The 19,586-nt window shown below is 32.5% G+C and carries 19 protein-coding genes; all 19 read left to right on the forward strand.

Translation table 11 applies throughout. From position 1 onward, the window contains the following. A partial coding sequence (locus JN11_RS24140; protein ID WP_211360902.1) for a capsule biosynthesis GfcC family protein occupies positions 1-571 on the forward strand: 571 nt, incomplete at its 5' end. A gap of 38 nt (positions 572-609) precedes the next feature. Further along, positions 610-1,680: a GNVR domain-containing protein gene (locus JN11_RS24145; protein ID WP_144916866.1), complete on the forward strand. Its 1,071-nt coding sequence runs from the start codon at positions 610-612 to the stop codon at positions 1,678-1,680. 10 nt (positions 1,681-1,690) lie between these two features. Further along, entirely contained in the window at positions 1,691-2,740 is a 1,050-nt protein-coding gene (locus JN11_RS24150) for an iron-sulfur cluster-binding domain-containing protein (protein ID WP_144916867.1), read from the forward strand. Positions 2,741-2,753: 13 nt separating this feature from the next. Then, positions 2,754-3,524 (forward strand): glucose-1-phosphate cytidylyltransferase, encoded by a 771-nt coding sequence (gene rfbF / locus JN11_RS24155; RefSeq protein WP_144916869.1) that lies wholly within the window; start codon positions 2,754-2,756, stop codon positions 3,522-3,524. A 3-nt stretch (positions 3,525-3,527) separates the two neighbouring features. Then, a complete protein-coding gene (rfbG, locus tag JN11_RS24160) occupies positions 3,528-4,619 on the forward strand; it encodes a CDP-glucose 4,6-dehydratase (RefSeq protein ID WP_144916870.1) in 1,092 nt (363 codons plus the stop codon). Position 4,620: 1 nt separating this feature from the next. After that, the gene (locus tag JN11_RS24165) at positions 4,621-5,157 is read left to right on the forward strand and encodes a dTDP-4-dehydrorhamnose 3,5-epimerase family protein (protein ID WP_144916872.1); all 537 of its coding nucleotides are present in this window, start codon (positions 4,621-4,623) and stop codon (positions 5,155-5,157) included. A gap of 5 nt (positions 5,158-5,162) precedes the next feature. Further along, on the forward strand, positions 5,163-6,041 hold the full coding sequence (locus tag JN11_RS24170; RefSeq protein WP_144916874.1) for an SDR family oxidoreductase: 879 nt from the start codon (positions 5,163-5,165) through the stop codon (positions 6,039-6,041). Continuing rightward, positions 6,031-7,332, forward strand: a complete 1,302-nt coding sequence (gene rfbH / locus JN11_RS24175) for a lipopolysaccharide biosynthesis protein RfbH (RefSeq protein WP_144916876.1) — start codon at positions 6,031-6,033, stop codon at positions 7,330-7,332. Before JN11_RS24170 ends, rfbH begins: the two co-directional genes overlap by 11 nt. Before the next feature lie 18 nt (positions 7,333-7,350). Then, on the forward strand, positions 7,351-8,256 hold the full coding sequence (locus JN11_RS24180) for a glycosyltransferase (RefSeq protein ID WP_144916878.1): 906 nt from the start codon (positions 7,351-7,353) through the stop codon (positions 8,254-8,256). Beyond that, on the forward strand, positions 8,253-9,524 hold the full coding sequence (locus JN11_RS24185) for a lipopolysaccharide biosynthesis protein (RefSeq protein WP_144916879.1): 1,272 nt from the start codon (positions 8,253-8,255) through the stop codon (positions 9,522-9,524). The genes JN11_RS24180 and JN11_RS24185 overlap by 4 nt, the downstream gene beginning before the upstream one ends. Before the next feature lie 2 nt (positions 9,525-9,526). Continuing rightward, complete coding sequence (locus JN11_RS24190) at positions 9,527-10,159, forward strand: acyltransferase (protein ID WP_144916881.1); 633 nt, start codon at positions 9,527-9,529, stop codon at positions 10,157-10,159. Beyond that, complete coding sequence (locus JN11_RS24195) at positions 10,134-11,081, forward strand: NAD-dependent epimerase/dehydratase family protein (protein WP_144916883.1); 948 nt, start codon at positions 10,134-10,136, stop codon at positions 11,079-11,081. The genes JN11_RS24190 and JN11_RS24195 overlap by 26 nt, the downstream gene beginning before the upstream one ends. Continuing rightward, complete coding sequence (locus JN11_RS24200; RefSeq protein WP_144916885.1) at positions 11,074-12,255, forward strand: glycosyltransferase family 4 protein; 1,182 nt, start codon at positions 11,074-11,076, stop codon at positions 12,253-12,255. The genes JN11_RS24195 and JN11_RS24200 overlap by 8 nt, the downstream gene beginning before the upstream one ends. A gap of 10 nt (positions 12,256-12,265) precedes the next feature. Further along, complete coding sequence (locus JN11_RS24205; protein WP_144916887.1) at positions 12,266-13,099, forward strand: glycosyltransferase; 834 nt, start codon at positions 12,266-12,268, stop codon at positions 13,097-13,099. Between the two features lie 3 nt (positions 13,100-13,102). Then, on the forward strand, positions 13,103-14,305 hold the full coding sequence (locus tag JN11_RS24210) for an O-antigen polymerase (RefSeq protein ID WP_144916889.1): 1,203 nt from the start codon (positions 13,103-13,105) through the stop codon (positions 14,303-14,305). Positions 14,306-14,328: 23 nt separating this feature from the next. Further along, on the forward strand, positions 14,329-15,015 hold the full coding sequence (locus JN11_RS24215) for a glycosyltransferase family 2 protein (protein WP_144916890.1): 687 nt from the start codon (positions 14,329-14,331) through the stop codon (positions 15,013-15,015). Between the two features lie 162 nt (positions 15,016-15,177). Continuing rightward, positions 15,178-16,098: a glycosyltransferase gene (locus JN11_RS24220; RefSeq protein ID WP_144916892.1), complete on the forward strand. Its 921-nt coding sequence runs from the start codon at positions 15,178-15,180 to the stop codon at positions 16,096-16,098. Between the two features lie 126 nt (positions 16,099-16,224). Further along, entirely contained in the window at positions 16,225-17,334 is a 1,110-nt protein-coding gene (locus JN11_RS24225) for a glycosyltransferase family 4 protein (RefSeq protein WP_144916894.1), read from the forward strand. A 273-nt stretch (positions 17,335-17,607) separates the two neighbouring features. Next, positions 17,608-19,281, forward strand: coding sequence for a capsule assembly Wzi family protein (locus JN11_RS24230; RefSeq protein ID WP_144916896.1), 1,674 nt, complete (start codon positions 17,608-17,610; stop codon positions 19,279-19,281). Positions 19,282-19,586: the final 305 nt, after the last annotated feature.

Raw genomic sequence — 19,586 nt, forward strand, 5'->3', positions numbered from 1 at the left:
AGCGATACTGGGCGTAGACAAAAACAAGGCGGACACAGCAGAACTGGAACGCGAACGCCAGGCGAGACTGGACCGGTTAAAGAAGAATTATAAGGACAGTACGAAAACGAGTTCATCAGACACAATTCAGCGTAACAACTTTGTAGGGATAGACTTGAAAAAGATACTGGAGAAACCGGGCAGCAATATAGACTTATTGGTAGAAGACGGAGATGAGATCAGGGTACCGAAACAGCAGCAGATAGTACGAGTAAACGGGGAGGTATTATATCCAAGTGCGGTAGTATACAGCAGTGGCAGATCATTTACAGATTACGTGTACAATGCAGGAGGCTATTCACCGAGTGCATTAAAGCGGGGTGCATATATCGTATACCCGAATGGTACGGTACGTGCAACGCGTAAAGTTCTGTTCTGGAACAGCCATCCGGAGGTAAAACCAGGGAGTGAGATTTATATACCTAAGAAACTTCCTCCGCGCACAGACCTGGGCTCAAAGATAATAGGTTATGCTACAGCCCTTGCATCAATGGGTGCCATCATTTTCGGAATTATTAGTTTAAATAAATAGGCTTGAGAAAAAGGTATTCGGATAATCAGATAACAATTATGAGTAAGAGCGATCAGCATAATATAAATAATGCAGGAGAAATATCAGTATTAGATTTGATTGATAAAATCAAATCTGTAACCAGATATATCAAAACAAAGTGGGTATCTATTTTTATTATTTCTATACTTGGAGCGTTATTAGGATTAGGGTACGCTACATTTAAAAAACCAACATACACTGCTGTCTGTACTTTTGTGTTAGAAGATGCAAAAAGTGGAGGCTTGGGGCAGTACGCAGGTATAGCTTCACTTGCAGGTATAAACTTAGGAGATGGTGGAAGTGGAGGCATCTTTCAGGGTGATAATATATTGGAACTGTATAAATCACGTATAATGATCGAGAAAGCATTACTTAATAGTTGCAGTTTTGACGGAGGAAAGCAACTTTTAATTGATAGGTTCATCGATAGTTATCATCTTAAAAAAAAATGGAGCGATGATCCTGAACTAAAGAACATAAATTTTAATGGAAATCCAGATAGTTTCAATAGAAAACAAGATAGTATTATTACAGATTTAGTTGAATTATTTAATAAGAACTTACTTGATGTAAGCAAACCAGATAAAAAACTAAACATAATACAAGTAGATGTAACCTCTAAAGATGAGTTGTTTTCTAAGTTTTTTACTGAAAAATTGGTTCAAACTGTAAATGATTTTTATATACAAACAAAAACTAAAAAGGCATATCAAAATGTTCAATTGTTACAACATCAAGCAGATAGTGTCAAAACTATCTTAAATTTTTCTATCAATGGCGTTGCCTCTGCAATTGATGCTGATCCTAACGCAAATCCGCAAATGTTAACCCTTAGAACAACTTCTCAAAAAAGGCAAGTAGATGTTCAGGCGAACACTGCTATTTACAGCGAAATGGTAAAAAATCTTGAATTAGAAAAAATTTCATTAAGGCAGGAGATGCCTTTGATACAAGTAATTGATAAGCCTGTTTTGCCACTAAAAAAGGAAAAACTCACCAAAGTTAAAGGCATATTAATTGGAGTGATATTAGGTGCGTTTTTTGCGATTGGAATATTAATCGTAAAAAGAATATTTGAAAAGTTATAGATCAAATTCCATGAAACTTTACACACTTAAAGTAACAGATATTCGTCAGGAAACACAAGATAGTGTAACTATTCTATTTAAACAACCTGGATTAAAGCGTATAAAATACATTGCAGGCCAATATCTGAGTTTAATATTTCGTATTAATGGTCGCCGTTATGTTAGGCCATATTCATTTTCATCTGCTCCCGGAGTAGATGAAACTTTAAATATAACAGTAAAAAGAGTGCCTGCGGGAATTGTTTCTAATCACATTTTTGATAAACTTAAGATTGAAGATGTGCTTGAAGTAATAGAACCAATGGGTGATTTTGTTTTGCCGGCAAATACTCAAACTTCTGATAAACATATATATCTGTGGGGTGCAGGTAGCGGTATAACGCCGCTTATATCAATTGCTAAAGATGCACTTTATGGAAATAAAGCTACGTCAATTACATTAGCATATGGTAATCGGGATTATGAAAATATTATATTTAGTACAGTAATAGAAGATCTGAATAAAAGATTTGCCGGCATTTTTTTTCCTTATCACTTTATTACTAAACCTTTTGTTGATATAGATAATCCGAATGTTGTACAGGGGCGAATAACCGAAAAAGAAATAAGAGATCTGCTTAACGGGTCTCAAGGTAATTTAAAAAATACTATTCATTTTATATGTGGCCCTGTTGGATTAAAGGAGTCGATAAAATCGACATTGAATGAGCTAGGGGTGGAAAATAGCAACATATTTTCAGAAGATTTTGAGGTTATTCGAAATCCTAAAGACTTTGAAGATATTATAACTCAAAATGTTTTAATAAAAAGGGGGGGAGAATCAAAAACGGTCGAAGTTACCTTCGGAAAAAGCATACTGGAGGCTGGACTCGATGCGCTGATGGAACTTTCATATTCATGTCAAACAGGTAATTGTTTGGTTTGCAAAGCAAGAATTATTAAAGGAGATGTTAGGATGATTGGTGTTGAAAAATTACCTGAACTGTTAGAATCAGATGAATGTTTACTATGTAGTAGCTTTCCTGTATCAGACAATGTAGAAATAAGTATAGAATATTAATAATAAAAATAAGATGAAAGTTGTAATTCTTGCTGGTGGATTAGGTACCAGGCTTTCTGAAGAAACGGTATTAAAACCAAAACCAATGGTTGAAATTGGTGGTATGCCAATCTTATGGCATATCATGAAAATATATTCATCATATGGTTTTAATGATTTTGTTGTATGTCTGGGCTATAAGGGATATGTGGTAAAAGAATATTTTGCTAATTATTTCCTGCATAAATCAGATGTAACAATTGATATGAATAACAACTCAATCAAGGTACACGATTCACAGGCTGAACCATGGAAGGTTACTTTGGTTGATACAGGAAATGATTCAATGACTGGAGGAAGGATCAAACGGATACAACCTCACATTGGTAATGAAACATTTATGTTAACTTATGGTGACGGTGTTGGTGATATAAGGATAGATAAACTTTTAGAACATCATAAACAGAAAGGAAAGTATTGTACTGTAACGTCAGTACAACCTTCAGGTAGATTTGGCGCTTTAAATATTAATGAGAATAATGATGTTGAATCGTTTATGGAAAAGCCTAAAGGAGATGGATCATGGATAAATGGAGGTTTTTTTGTTTGTGAACCTGATGTTTTTGAATATATTGAAAGTGATAATACAATTTGGGAAAGAGAGCCAATGGAACGGATTGCTGCAGAAAAACAAATGACGGCCTTTAAACATGATGGATTTTGGAAACCTATGGATACTTTAAGAGATAAACATGAATTGGAAAACGATTGGGTATTAAATAAAGCAAAATGGAAAAACTGGTAAATAATGAACTTCTGTAATTGTTATAAAGGAAAAAAAGTTTTAATAACTGGTCATACTGGTTTTAAGGGCTCATGGTTGGCAATATGGTTAAAATATCTTGGCGCTGATGTTTATGGGTATGCACTACCTCCTAATTCAGAACAAGATAATTTTGTTTCATGTAATCTAAAGGACGAGATAAATCATTTTGAAGGCGACGTTCGGGACGGAGAAAAACTAAAAGAATATTTTAAACAGATACAACCTGAATTTGCATTTCATTTAGCAGCACAACCATTAGTGTTATATTCGTATCAAAATCCGGTTTCAACTTTTGAAACCAATTTGATGGGTACAGTCAATTTTTTCGAAGCGGTGCGTCAAACATCTTCGGTAAAGGTTGCAATTAATGTTACAAGTGATAAATGTTACGATAATAAAGAATGGGTTTGGGGATATCGGGAAAATGATCCAATGGGTGGAAAAGATCCATATAGTGCATCTAAAGGTTGTTCAGAATTAATCACCGCGTCATATATAAATTCTTTTTTCAAAAATGATGATTCCTGCCTTGTTGCATCAGCAAGAGCAGGGAATGTAATTGGAGGCGGTGATTGGGCAATGGATCGTATTTTACCTGATTATTTCAGATCTGTAAAGGATAATAAAAAGTTATTGTTACGAAATCCGTATTCAACCCGGCCATGGCAACATGTTTTAGAGCCATTAAGTGGCTACTTGCATTTAGGCTCAACATTATTGTTAAAAGGTAGATCATTTATTGGCGGATGGAATTTCGGCCCTATAGATACAAATAACTATTCAGTAAAGGATCTCATTGATAAGATTTTGCTAAAGGATAATAAAGGAGGGTATATTATTCCTGATCAAATTGAAAAGCTGCATGAAGCTGTCTTATTAAAGTTGGATGTTTCAAAAGCAGTTAATCTACTTAATTGGGAACCCGTATTAAATTTTGATGAAACAGTAAGTTTTACTGTTAGTGGATACCAAGACGATTTATATCATACTGACAATATTTTGGATCAAAGAATAAAACAGATTAAGTTATATACATTTAAAGCTAAAGAAAAAAGTATTATTTGGGCAACATAACATGAAAATATCTAACACTTATTTATCAGATATATTTATCATTGATTTATTTTCATTTAAAGACAATAGGGGTGAGTTTGTAAAAACAATTCATGATAAAACTTTTGAGGAAAATGGGTTGGTTTATCAATTTGCAGAAAGTTTCTATTCTATCTCCAACAAAGATGTCATTAGAGGTATGCATTTTCAAAAACCACCTTATGATCATGTGAAATTTGTATATGTAGTTTCAGGTAAAATCTTGGATGTTGTAATTGATTTAAGAATGAACTCAATCACATATGGAAAATCATTTCAAATTGAATTGAGTGAAGAAAATAGAAAAGGGATATATATTGGTAAAGGTTTTGCTCATGGCTTTTTGGCTTTAGAAGACAAATCTATAGTAGAATACCACACAAGTATTTCTCAAAATAAAGAAGCAGAAGCTGGCATATTATACAATTCATTCAATTTTGATTGGCCTGTCGAATTTCCTGTTGTGTCAGTTAGAGATAAAGAGTTTCTGTCTCTAACTGAATTTAAAACACCATTTTAGTAAGGATGAAAATAATTATTATAGGTGCATCCGGCTTGGTCGGTTCACATTGTATGGACTTATTTGAAAGTGTTGGTGAGGAGGTGGTAGGTACACATCTGAATTTTGCAACTGAAAGAACAATATACTTTAATCCACTATCCAATTCAAACGGCAATTTAGATTTGGATCAGTTTAAGCCAGAAGTTATAATACATTGTGCGGCGCTAACGAATGTTGATTATTGTGAAAATAATGTTTTAGAAAGTGAACGTGCGACGGTGTTATCGACTAAAAAACTGGTCAACTACTGCAAAAAAAACGGAGTGAAATTAGTATATATTTCTACAGATTATGTGTTTGATGGTAACATGGGCCCCTATACAGAAGATGCAGCTACTAATCCAATAAATATTTATGGGCAGCATAAACTAAAAGCTGAACTTTTAGTTAAAACGTTAAATAACTATTTAATTGCCCGTATTACAAATGTTTACGGTGAGGAAGTCAGATCAAAGAATTTTGTTTTAAGATTAATTAAATTGTTTCAAAATAATGAAGAAACGGAATTGAATTTGCCTGCTGATCAATTTGCTACTCCGGTTTATGCTGGCGATGTTGCTCGAATGTTATACAAATTGATTTTAGATAATAAAAATGGCATATACAATTTATCTTCTTCGGATTATTATACACGATACAGCCTGGCAAAAAGGGTTAAATCCTATTTTCCTGATAATGAAAAGATTGTGTTGAAATCTGTATTGACAAATAAATTGAATCAGCCTGCTAGAAGGCCTTTAAATGGTGGATTGCTTAATATAAAATTTTTAAACGAATACAACGATTTTAAGCTTTCAAATGTTGATGACTTTATAAGTAAAATGATTAAATATGAACTATAAAAATATTGATGCTATATTAGAGAAACAACTTTTTGAAATAGCTAAAAAGAATACAACTCAAAATATAATAGCCGGAGTAAATTATATACCTGTATCCGGTAAAGTAATAACCGAAGATGATTTGTTACTTGGTGTAGATGCTGTTTTAGATGGTTGGCTAACCGCTGGTCGTTTTTCGAAGCAGTTTGAAGCGGATTTGGCCGCATATTTTGGAAGTTTTCATGCAATAGCTGTGAACTCTGGCTCATCTGCAAATCTGGTAGCGTTTTATACACTGACATCACCAAAATTGGGTGACCGTCAAATAAAACCAGGAGATGAAATTATTACGGTTGCTGCTGGTTTTCCAACTACAGTTAATCCCTTAATCCAATATGGTTGTATTCCGGTGATTTTGGATGAACATATACCTACCTATAATATCGATACTGAAAAATTAGAAGAGGCCGTTTCACCGAAAACTAAAGCAATAATGATTGCACATACATTGGGAAACCCTTTTAATTTGGCAGAAGTAACTCGTATTGCAAAAAAATATAATTTATGGTTAATAGAAGATAATTGTGATGCTTTAGGAGCAGAGTACAATGGCCAAAAAACAGGAACATTTGGTGATTTAGCTACCCTGTCATTTTATCCGGCTCATCATATTACCATGGGCGAAGGAGGTGCCGTTTTGATAAATAATCCTTTACTAAAAACAATAGCTGAAAGCTTTAGAGATTGGGGGAGGGATTGTTATTGCGAGCCAGGTAAAGATAATACCTGTGGTTGTCGTTTTTCACAGCAATTAGGAACCTTACCTTTTGGTTATGATCATAAATATATTTATTCCCATATCGGTTTTAATCTGAAAATTACTGATATGCAAGCCTCAATCGGATTGTCGCAATTACGTAAAGCTGATCATTTTATTCAACGTCGCCGAGATAATTATAACGCTTTATATGAAAGAATGAAACAGTTCGAAGATGTTTTCATCCTTCCTGAACCCACATCAAATAGTAATCCTTCGTGGTTTGGGTTTTTATTAACCTTGCGTGAAGGTGATTCAAACGACAGACAATCGCTTGTTAGGCATTTGGAAGAAAATAAGATTGGTACCCGTTTACTATTTGCAGGTAATTTGTTACGACAACCTGCTTATGAACATACTAATTACCGAATAGTGGGCGACTTAAAAAACACAGATATAATTATGAATCAGTCATTTTGGCTAGGCGTTTGGCCAGGTCTTAATGAATCGCATTATGATTATATGGTAAAAGTGATAAAAGACTATTTGAATTAAGATTGGTTGTTTTATTAAATGATGGTGAAAGATTTAACAATTGCTATACCTACTTATAACAGGAATGATTTTTTAATTAAAATATTAGATACCATTCCCAATAATGAATTGGTTGTAATAAGCGATAATGGAGGGAGTGTAACAGAAGACATAATCAATAAACATCCAGGTTTTTTATTTGTAAAGCCACCTGAAAAATTGGAGATGTTTGAAAACTGGAATTTTTGCATAAATAAGGTTCAAACAAAATGGTTTATTATTCCGTCTGATGATGATTTATTTTATGTCAATGCTTTTAGTAAAATAAACGCAGCAATTGAGAAATATGATGATGCTGATATTATTATTTTTGGACATAACACTATAGATGAGTTTGATAATGTTCTTTCCGTATGGTCTCCCCATGAAATTAAAATATTGGAGAAACCTAATGGTTATAATTATTTCAAATATGGTGTAGAAGCGAGGCTGCCAAGTATTATTTTCAAAACAGATTTTGCGAAATCATATGGATTTTTTGATGAAAGTTATGTTTTTACAGCCGCTGATAGTTTGTTAATTCAAAAATGCATGCTAAATGGTAAAGCTGTCCTATTGCCAGATATTATATCGGCATATAGGATTTGGCAGAACAACTTTACTAGCAAGTATATTTCTTCCAAAGAGTGGCTTTTAAAGATTGATAAATGGCAGGATGAAATAGCGCAGGATGTTAAAATAGTATATGGTAATCTTAATTTAACAATAAACTCTTCTCATATCAAGGATGAAGTTTATGCAAATAACCTACTGGCGGGTATAGTTAATAAAAAATCAAAGTATGGATTTAAAGAAGCCTTTATCTTTGTAAAAAGTGTTAGGTTCCCTTGGCGAGCAAAATTCATAACCAAATTGAAAATTATTAAAGCTTTATTAATTAAGTGAAAGTTGATTATAAAGTAATTAGATCCATATTTGGTTCCACAATATTTAAATTGTCTGGTGCTGCGTTGTCATTTATTACGGTTCCTTTGTTATTAAAAACACTGGGTACAAGTGATTATGCAGTTTGGGTAACTGTAACAGCTTTATTGGCATGGCTTAATTTATTTGATTTTGGATCTGGTTATAGTCTGAAAAATAAAGTAACAGAATCGTATGCTAACAATGACAAAGCCAATCTCGAAGTATTAATTTCTGGAACTTTGCAGTTTTATATTTTGATGACATTGATTTTGTTTGTAACTTTTATTATTTCAACACTATTTGTTAACGTATTTAAAACTCATTTGCTTCTGGCATATATTATTTATATACCAATTATTTTATCCTTCCCGTTTACACTAGGTCATTTTATAATTCAGGGGTTAAAAAAATTCAACTTATTCAATTCAATTCTATTTGTTCAAAACTTTTTTTGGTTACTTATTTTAATTGCTAATAAATATAAGCTCATAGAGTTTGATATTTACAAATTGGCTTTGTATTATAGTTGTTTATATGTTATCGCCAACCTTACAATTATCATTTGTTCCCTTAAAACAATAAAGTTTAGATGGGCGCAAATTTTTAATTTTCAAAATTTTAAATCTTCAAAAACATCATTAATAGTTGGAACACGATTTTTTATATTGCAGGTTTCATCGCTTTTTATTTATTCTATAGGGAATATTTTAACTTATAACAATCTTACTTTAAATAATGTAGCTCAATTTGATACTGTTAATAAGATTTTTTTAATGGGGATGACTGTATTTAATGTAGTTATTTCAGTTTTTTGGACAGAGATTTCACATGCAAAAGCCTTGAAAGACAAAAAAAAGCTTATTAAATTGTATAACCAGCTTTTACTGATCGCATTTGTTTTTAGTATAGGTGCTTGTATAATAACTTTTTTTGTACCGTTCTTAATAAGAATATGGACCAATAAAGCTATTTTAATAAGTAACGCGAAATTCGTATATCCATTTGCTTTTTTAATTATTGTTCAATCATTTGCATATTGCGGAGCAGTTTTTTTAAATGCTTTTGAAAAACTAAAGGGACAGATTGTTTTATCAATTATTGCTGCAGTATTAATGATACCATTAAGTAAATTGTTATTTAGTTTATCAGTAGGTATTGGGTCAGTGCCATTGTCGTCGGCTATACTTACTTTGCCAACACTTATTTATGTGCTGTTTAAATCAAAAAGTTGTATTAACGAAGTTTAACTATGATCGGATTTATATTGAAAAAAGTGAGGCGACTGATATTTTTTAGACATTATAAAAATGTCGAAAAATATATTACAGTGGGCAAATCTCATTTTTTTGAAAGCTTTAGATTAACAATTATAAAACCTATAAAAAATAAGATATATCTTAACGTAGGTGATGACTCTATATTGGATTGTAAAGTTTTATTTGAATCAGATACTGGTGAGGTTATTGTTGGAAATCGGGTATATATAGGTTCAAGCAATATAATTTGCAAATCGCGCATCGAATTTGGTGACAACGTTTTTGTAGCCTGGGGGTCTTATTTTTATGACCACGATTCACATTCTATTGATTATCGTGAAAGAGAAAATGATATTTCTCAACAATTGGAAGATTATAGAGCTGGGAGATTTTTTATTGAGAACAAAAATTGGTCGGTTGTAAATACAAAGCCTATAGTAATAGGAGCCAATGCATGGATTGGTATGAACTGTCACATTTTAAAGGGTGTTACAGTTGGTGAGGGGGCAATAATAGGAGCAGGCAGTGTTGTGACTCGTGATATCCCTGCATGGACGATAGCAGGGGGCAACCCGGCCAAAGTAATTAAAGAGATTCCTGATGAATATAGAAGAAAAAATCAATAAAAAAACTGTTTTAGTAACCGGTGCTTTTGGCTTTTTAGGCCGTTATACATCAAAAGTATTTAGCGACGGAGGGTATCGTGTAATAGGAATAGGGCACGGCAAATGGCATCAGCATGAATATAACCAATGGGGAATTCAGGAATGGTATGAATCAACTATAACATTTGAGGCGTTAGTTAATCTAAATAAACAATTTGATATTATAGTGCATTGTGGGGGGAGTGGCTCTGTTTCATTTTCTTATCAAAATCCATACGAAGATTTTCAAAAAAGTGTTCAAAGTACCTTGTCGTTATTAGAATATATTCGATTAAAAGGGAAATCATGCCACTTTATTTATCCCTCAAGCCCTGCGGTTCAAGGTGATTTGGGAGATAAAAAAATAAAAGAAGAAGATCCGTCAAGCCCCGTTTCTCCTTATGGTTTCCATAAAAAAGCTGCTGAAGAGTTATGCTTTTCTTACACCAAGAATTTTGGACTTAAAATTTCAATAATTAGGTATTTTTCAATTTATGGAGTAGGTTTACAAAAACAACTATTATGGGATGCCTGTTTGAAAATTAAAAATGCAGTTGATGAAATTTCTTTTTTTGGAACCGGGGATGAAACAAGAGATTGGATATATGTTGATGATGCTGCCTCATTAATATTAGCTGTTGCAGAAAATGAAAAACAACAGATCAGTATTATTAATGGAGGTACGGGTATCAAAACAACCGTAAGAGATACGATTAAGCTGCTGGTAGATTTATATGATAAAAAAGTAAATATTAAGTTTACTCAGGATGTGAAGCTTGGAGATCCACGGTTTTACCATGCTGATATATCCAAGGCCTTACAATTAAAATGGCAACCAAAAGTAAAGCTTGACAGAGGGCTTGAACAATATTTATTTTTTTTTAAAAATTTAATCAATGACTAACGTTGCATTTCTTCTGAATTTTACCAAAGAGTACAAAGGTGGTATAAATTATATAAAAAATTTACTATACGCATGCTCTTTAGAGAATAGGGCAGATATTAAATATTTTATTTTTGTACCCAGTGATATAGAGCAGGAATATATAGACATTTTTTCACCTTACGCGGAAATTGTTAAAACAGATATTTTAAAACGAAAAACCTTATCGTGGTTTTTTGAAAAGGTGCTGGAAAATAAATTTAGCACCAATTTTTTTATGTTAAAATTATTGAAAAAACATGAAATAGATTTTGTTTCCCACTCTAATTTCTTTAGCAGATATAATAACTTAAAAATAGTTAATTGGATACCAGATTTTCAAATACTTCATTATCCTGATTTATGGACAGCGGATGAAAAAAAAAGAACCTTTAAGCTATACCATAATATTATTAAATATAGTGATAGGATAGTTTTAAGTAGTAATGATGCTTTTAAAGATTACCTGAGTTTTTCAAATGATGGGCGTGATAAGGTTAGAGTATTGCAATTTGTATCACAACCCGGGGCGGTATCAAAGGTGGAATTTGAAACTACTTTGAATTTAATTAAAAGCAAGTATAATATTCAAGATAATTTCTTTTATTTACCCAATCAGTTTTGGAGTCATAAAAATCATATTACCGCTTTTAAGGCAATTAATATATTAAAAGATAAGGGACTTAATCCACTATTGGTAACCACGGGCCATATGCAAGATTATCGTAATAATAAAAAACTGAACGATACTTTAAACTACATTGACGAAAATGGACTTTCAGCGAATATTTTATTACTGGGCTTAATTCCTTATCAGGAAGTATTAGTATTGATCAAAGCTTGTGTGGCGTTAATCAATCCTTCCTTATTTGAAGGTTGGAGCTCGACAGTTGAAGAAGCAAAAAGCAGCGGCAAGAAAATAATTCTTTCAGATATAGCAATTCATAGGGAGCAAAATCCTCCTAATAGTATTTATTTTGATGCTTTGGACGAAAAAGAGTTAGCTATGGCTATGGAAAGCACCCTGCAGAATGGTTTTTATAACTCTTCTGATAGTTTTTTAACTACTCAGGAAGTAAAGAACGATCTGATTTCTCGTACAAAATCATTTGGCCAAAATTATCTTAAAATTATTGACGACCTATTAACGCAGTGATTTTATTTTGATGGAAGATTTTATCGCTATTATTGTTTTATACAAAATAAAATTAATAGAATCTAAGACGTTTTTATCGTTAAGCGCTGCTTTAAATAATAGTCAAACATCTATAGACTTAGTGGTGTATGATAATAGCCCGGTATTTAACCAGGGGGATGAATTTAATAGCTATAAGAATTTTAACATTATTTATATACCCGATTTGTTAAATAGTGGGGTTAGCAAAGCATATAATAAAGGAGTTGAATTTGCATCGCAAATGAATAAAAAATGGGTATTGCTCCTTGATCAGGATACAGAGTTTCCCGATAATACCTTACAGTCATATTTGTCGGCAATAAAAGAATATCCAGAAAAAAAAATATTTGCTCCTATTATGTTTGTTAATGAAAGCAAAATTATTTCACCCTTTCGATATATGTTTATGCGAGGATTTTCCTTGAAATTCATTGAGCCAGGCATTAACAGCTTCAATAAATACTCTCTTATTAACTGTGGGTTATGTGTAAATGTCGAAGCCTTTTTAATAAACGGCGGATATAATGAATTAATTAAATTAGATTTCAGTGATCACGATTTTATTAAACGATTTAAGAAATCAGTAAGTGATAAATTTGTTGTTATAGATTTAAGGGTTAAGCATGAGCTCTCAAGTGAAACTAACAATAGTTTAACCAGCGATTTAGTTAGGTTTGATTATTATCTGGAAGGAGCAGGATATATTTCATCATCACTTAAAGAAAAGTTTTTTCTCAAATTGAATGCTACTCTACGATGTGTTAAATTGACTTTATTACATCGTAATTTGGGTTTTTTAATTAAACTATTTAAATGGCTTTGATTAATGGACAATAAAATAACCGGCGTAGCGGATGTAAACCCTTTTTTTATGTATTTATTGGGCTTTTCAATCGCATTAATAGTATATCAATTGGATTGGTCATATCTGTTTCCGCCCCTTTCTTTATCTTTACTTGCTTTCTTAATTATAACGTTTATTATTAGTGGTGCAATAGGCCTATATGTACACAGAAAAGGAGTAATAAGATTTTACGAATACGCCAATAAATTAAGTATTAATTCCTGGGTTTTGGCAATAACCGTGGGTTATATAATGAACTTTGTATACGCCAGGCACATTCCATTTTTCTCAATTATTAACAATGAAGATATCGATTATTTTGAATTTGGAATACCAACATTCTACGTCATATTAGCAACTTTTACAAGTTTTTTTACCGTATACCTGTTTAAGTGCTACATCGTCGAGAAGAATAAGAAATTTTTATTTTTATGTATCTATCTATTTATTTTCCCAATACTTGTATTTAATCGCGGCGCAGTGCTTTTAAATTTATCCAGTATTTTTTTTATTTATCTCTTTTCCTATAAAAAGAATAAAATCAGAATTTATTTAAGTGTTCTTGTGATTGTTTTTGTAATATTAATGGCATTTGGACTGCTTGGCAATTTAAGAACGAGCAATCAAATAGACAAAAATAAAACCCAGGAGTTAAGTGAAATAATGTTAAACCTAGGGGAAGCTAAGCCCGATTTTGTTAAATCTTCCATTCCGAAAGAATATTTTTGGTCATATTTATATATATCGTCGCCATTAGCAAATTTGCAAATGAACGTCGATCACCAAGTTGTTAACTATAGCTTTTCGAATGTGTTGGAGTACATAAACGGGGAACTGAATTTTGACTTCATTTCCAAAAGATTTTTTTCAATTTATAATATACAAAAGCCCGAAAATAAACTTATTGCCCCCTTTTTAACTGTAGGTACGGTATATTCAACCTCATATTCATATTTGGGATGGTGGGGTATGTCTATAACCTTCTTGTTTTTAATGTTGGTTACATTATTATATCTTGTTATTTTGAAGCCTGAGAATCCATACTTTTCTACTGGTATAGCCATTCTTAATACCTTTCTACTATTTTGTATTTTTGACAATATGTTTTTTTTTAGTGGATTGAGTTTTCAATTAGTATATCCGATTCTATTGTCTTTGAAATTTAAAAGGACTCAGATATCATGATAAATAATAAAATATCGATTTGTATGGCAACATACAATGGCGAAAAATACATATATCAGCAGATTAAAAGTATATTGAATCAACTTTCTGCACTTGATGAGTTAATTATAAGTGATGATGGATCAAAAGATCAAACGATTTTAATTTTGGAATCATTTAATGATACTAGAATCAAGATATTTAAAAATGAAAAATCAAATGGCCCGGTTGGCAATTTTGAAAATGCACTTTCGAAAGCTAAAGGGGATATAATCTTTCTTGCTGATCAGGATGACGTATGGCTCCCTGGAAAAATTAACACACATACTTTATTGCACGAAAAATACGATTTAGTTATTTCTGATGCTAAGGTTGTAAATGAAGCTGGAGATATGATATATGAATCCTTTTTTAAAGAGCGGGATTCAAGACCCGGGCTATTTAACAATTTAATTAAAAACTCATACATTGGTTGTTGTATGTCTTTTAATCGCCGAATTCTGAATTATGCGCTCCCATTTCCTGCTTACATACATATGCACGACTGGTGGATTGGATTAATCGGTGAATTAAAAGGGCATACTATTTTTTGCAATGATCAACTGATGAACTATGTGAGGCACCAAAACAACGCTTCGCCAACGCTAAGTAGAAGTGGATATTCGGGATTGAAGAGATTAAAGAACAGAGTTCAGTTAATATATGGCTTGTTTTTTATAGTGTTTAAGTAAATTATGGCAGTTTTATTTATATCTTCAAACTTTTGTCATCAAATTTTACTTGTATTTTGAATTTACTTCATTTTCATATTTTAAATAAATTATTGAATCCACATTCACTTAAAATTGCTAATTTTCCCGGTATAATGCATACTATAATATTTTCAAAAAATCATGATTAATGATTTAAAAGTATCTATTTTAATACCAACCCTTAATGCAGGAAAAGAATGGTCAAAAGTTCTTGAAAGTATTGATAAACAAGTCTGTGATTTTCATAATAAGATCATTATAGATTCGGGGTCAAATGATGATACCGTTGATTTAGCGAAACAATATGGTTTCAAAGTTACGGTAATTGATAAGAAGGATTTCAATCATGGCAAAACCCGCCAGCAGCTTGTTGATTTGTCAAATGATTCGGATATCTGTGTTTTTTTAACTCAAGACGCTATTTTGGCATCGCCCGATAGTGTAAAAAATATAGTTAAGATCTTTGATGATCCGAAAGTGGGGATGGCTTATGGTAGGCAATTGCCGCATTTGAATGCTAAACCCCTCGAAATGCACGCCAGATTATTTAATTATCCCGCCGTATCAGACGTATTATCACTAGATGACTTGAAGCGTTTTGGTTTCAAGATTTTTTTTAGCTCAGACTCATTTGCAGCCTATCGGAAAAGTGTATTGGATGATGTTGGTGGATTCCCATTAGATTCTATCATGGGCGAAGACGCAATTGTTGCGGCAAAAATGTTGATCGCGGGTTTTAAAAAGGCTTACGTGGCTGATGCCACCGTGTACCATTCGCACAGTTATACACTTAGTGAAGAGTTTAAGCGCTATTTTGATACAAGAGTATTCCACGAACAAAATAAGTGGCTTATAGAGAAATTTGGTAAACCAACAGGAGAAGGGATCAAATTTTTAAAATCCGAGTTGAAATATGTGTTCAAAAATGACTTTGCCAGTATTTTAAAATCGGTCACCTCTTTAGGTGCAAAATGGTTGGGATATAAGTTTGGTAGATATTATAAAAATATGCCACCCGATGTATTGAAAAAGGTTTCAATGCATAAATCTTATTGGAAATAACCTGGATTAATATTGAGTTTCAATAAGTCGATTATCAAATTAATTCAAAATCGAGTGTATATTAAATTAACAACAAATAGTATCAATATCCAATTGATTTTACTATATAACAAATAAAATATAACTGTGAAAGTAGCATTGGTACATGAATGGTTAACAGTTATTGGCGGCTCTGAAAAGGTTTTCAAAGAAATAACATCTTTATTTCCTGAAGCTGATATTTATACATTAGTTGCTAAAGAAGAAACTATCTCCAATCTTTCGCTTGGCAAGCATCGGATAACAACTTCCTTTATTCAAAAATTAATATTTTCAAAAACAAAATACCGGTCATATTTGCCACTTTTTACTTTGGCTATAGAGCAATTTGATCTTTCTAAATATGATTTAATAATATCATCTTCGCATGCTGTAGCGAAAGGGGTACTTGTAAATTCTAACCAAACGCATATTTGTTATTGCCATTCACCAATTCGCTATGCCTGGGATTTGCATTATGAGTATTTGAAAGGGACTGGTTTGAATAAAGGCATTAAAGGCATATTGGTTAAATATTTTTTACACAGAATCAGGCAATGGGATATAATAAGCTCAAACAGGGTCGATTATTTTATAGCCAATTCTGAATATATCAGTAAGAGAATAAAAAAGATATACAACAGGGAAAGCACTGTTATATATCCAAATGTAGCAGTAGAACAATTTGAGCCCATTCAACAAAAAGAAGATTTTTATGTTACCTGTTCAAGGTTTGTACCATATAAAAAGATCGACATTATTGTTGAAGCATTTAATTCTATGCCAGATAAAAAGCTAATAGTTATAGGAGATGGCCCCGACTTTAAACGAATAAAAAAGGTGGCTTCGGCTAACGTGGTATTGATGGGCTATCAACCCTTTGAGGTATTAAAGCATTATTTATCGAAAGCAAAAGCTTTTGTTTTTGCAGCTGAAGAAGATTTTGGTATTATTTCGGTCGAAGCGCAGGCTTGTGGAACTCCTGTAATAGCGTTTGGGAAGGGTGGAAGTACAGAAACCGTTATTGATGGCAAAACAGGTGTGTTTTTTTATGAACAAACTGCAGAAGAAATACACAAGGCAGTTTGTCTGTTTGAAAAAAATATCAATAACTTCAACTATATCGAAATTGCTGATCATGCTTCCTCATTTTCGACAGAACGCTTTAGGGCGGAATTTAGCTCATATGTGCAAAATATTACAAATGGCAATAGATAAGGCATGATTAATATCCGCCTTGTTTAAAATCTTTGGTATGGTAGAATTGATGGTGACCTAATTTAATAATCATAAATTAGATAGTTGATAATTTTATTGATACAAAGCTGCAGTTACTTGAAAACTTTTATTTAAAACACAGTTTTAAGATCATTGTATACTTATTGTTCATTTTTGTCAAATCAGGATATAAAAAAAATAAGTATAATTGTTGATTTAAAGCTGAATGTTTTATTTGCCCCTTTTTAAAATTTGTATTTTATACTAACACCTATGAAAAATATTTATACATTAATCTGCTTATTCGCTTTGTTTTCGGTCAAATGCTTTTCTCAGACCGTTCCGGTAGGGGATTATGCGGAGACCCTGGCAAGAAGAAATCAACTATTGGGAATAAGTGACGATTTATCATCCTTTTGTTTGCGTCCCGTAAATAGCCCTCTCAATAGTAATGGAGATTCGGTTCTTCGTAACATGATTGGCAGTTCCAATCTGGTTCCTAAATTAAAACTTTTTGGATCTCAGGTAGTAGTTCGGGCGCTTCCTTTTAGTTGGTTAAGTGATTATAATTCAAAATTACCCTATGGATATAACAATGGTCCGTTATATCCTAATGTTGGTTATCAGACAATGGTAACCGGTGGTTTTTATCTCAAGGCCGGTATTCTGCGTGTTCAATTTAAGCCCGAATTGGTGCATGCAGAAAATAGCCCCTTTTTAACGTTTGCTAATGTACAGGCAAATTATAAATCAAACCTTATTCCTGCTTTTTTTGACATTATAAACGGTATTGATGCCCCTGAGAGGTTTGGTCCCTATGGCCTAAGTCACGCAGATTTTGGACAATCAAAAATTACCCTTGTTTTTAAAGATGTAGAAGTAGGAGTTTCTTCTGAGAACATGTGGTGGGGGCCAGGCATACAAAATTCAATAATGATGAGTAATTCTGCACCTGGCTTTTTACATTGGACATTTAATTCAGCTAATCCAATTAAATCTGGAATAGGGTCGTTTGAATGGCAAGTAATAGGTGGCGTTTTAAAGCAGTCAGGCTATCTTCCTTATGACCCAGGCAAATTAGTTTATGACCCTGGATATTATATACCCAAACCTGAAATTAGTCGTTATATTTCTGGCTTTACAGCTAACTGGCAGCCTAAATGGATTCAGGGCTTATATTTAGGAGCCTCTGGATACGACTACAGGGATATGAGTGCTTCTTTTTATGAAACAAGCTTCTTGAAACGTATTCTTCCTGTATTTTCTCCATCAAGCGCATCTACAAATGATCTTTCAGGAGGTGACGGACAGGATTTTGCATATTCTACTTATATACGTCAGGTTTTACCTAAATATAATGCTGAAATATATTTTGAATTTGCACGGAATGATCAGGCGGCAAATGTTACCGACTTTTTTTTGGAGCCTGAACATTCTTCGGCATATACATTTGGCGGATCGAGACTGTTTAACATAGGAAATCAACAATACATACAAGTAAAACTGGAGTTAACGCACTTACAATTGCCAGATACCTTTTTGCTAAGGCCTGAGCCTTCATGGTACGTCCACAACGCGCAAGCTCCTGCTGACGGTTACACTAATGAAGGAAGATATTTAGGGGCCGGTATTGGCCCTGGTAGTAATAGTTTAATGTTAGATATCAGTTATACCAAAAATTTGAATTCTTTTGGAATAGCACTCGAGAGATATGTACATGATAATGATTTATATTATAATGCATATGCAGACTATACAAACGCTGTGAAAGATCGTTTCGGCGCTCAATGGGTAGATCTTTCAAATACATTTTATGCGAATTTTAAATTCAAAAAATATTTAATCTCTGCCCGGGTTGTTCCTGTTTTTACTTTTAATTATGAATACCTTCCTAGTAACATATTTAGCTTAAATGCAAGATTAAACCTAACTTATTACTTTGATTAATAGTTGTTATCGCATAGTTAACCTGAGATTATAAAAATTATAATATTAATATAATCTTGAATTTAAGATGGTTATTTTGAGCAATTTGCTTCTTACTGTAAAAGATAAAAAGTCGGGGCATTTGGAATAGTTTTTTTCTCAGTTATAATTTTTTAAGTGTATCAATAAAATAAGGACGACATTGTTTTATTACAACTTTGAACATCAATATATATAGTATAGGAGTTAATAATATTCAATGATGAATTAAAAATATCTATGAAGCAAATAAAACAATTACTCTACCTAACGTTATTAACAATTCT

This window comes from Mucilaginibacter frigoritolerans (genome assembly GCF_007830615.1).
GTDB lineage: Bacteria > Bacteroidota > Bacteroidia > Sphingobacteriales > Sphingobacteriaceae > Mucilaginibacter > Mucilaginibacter frigoritolerans.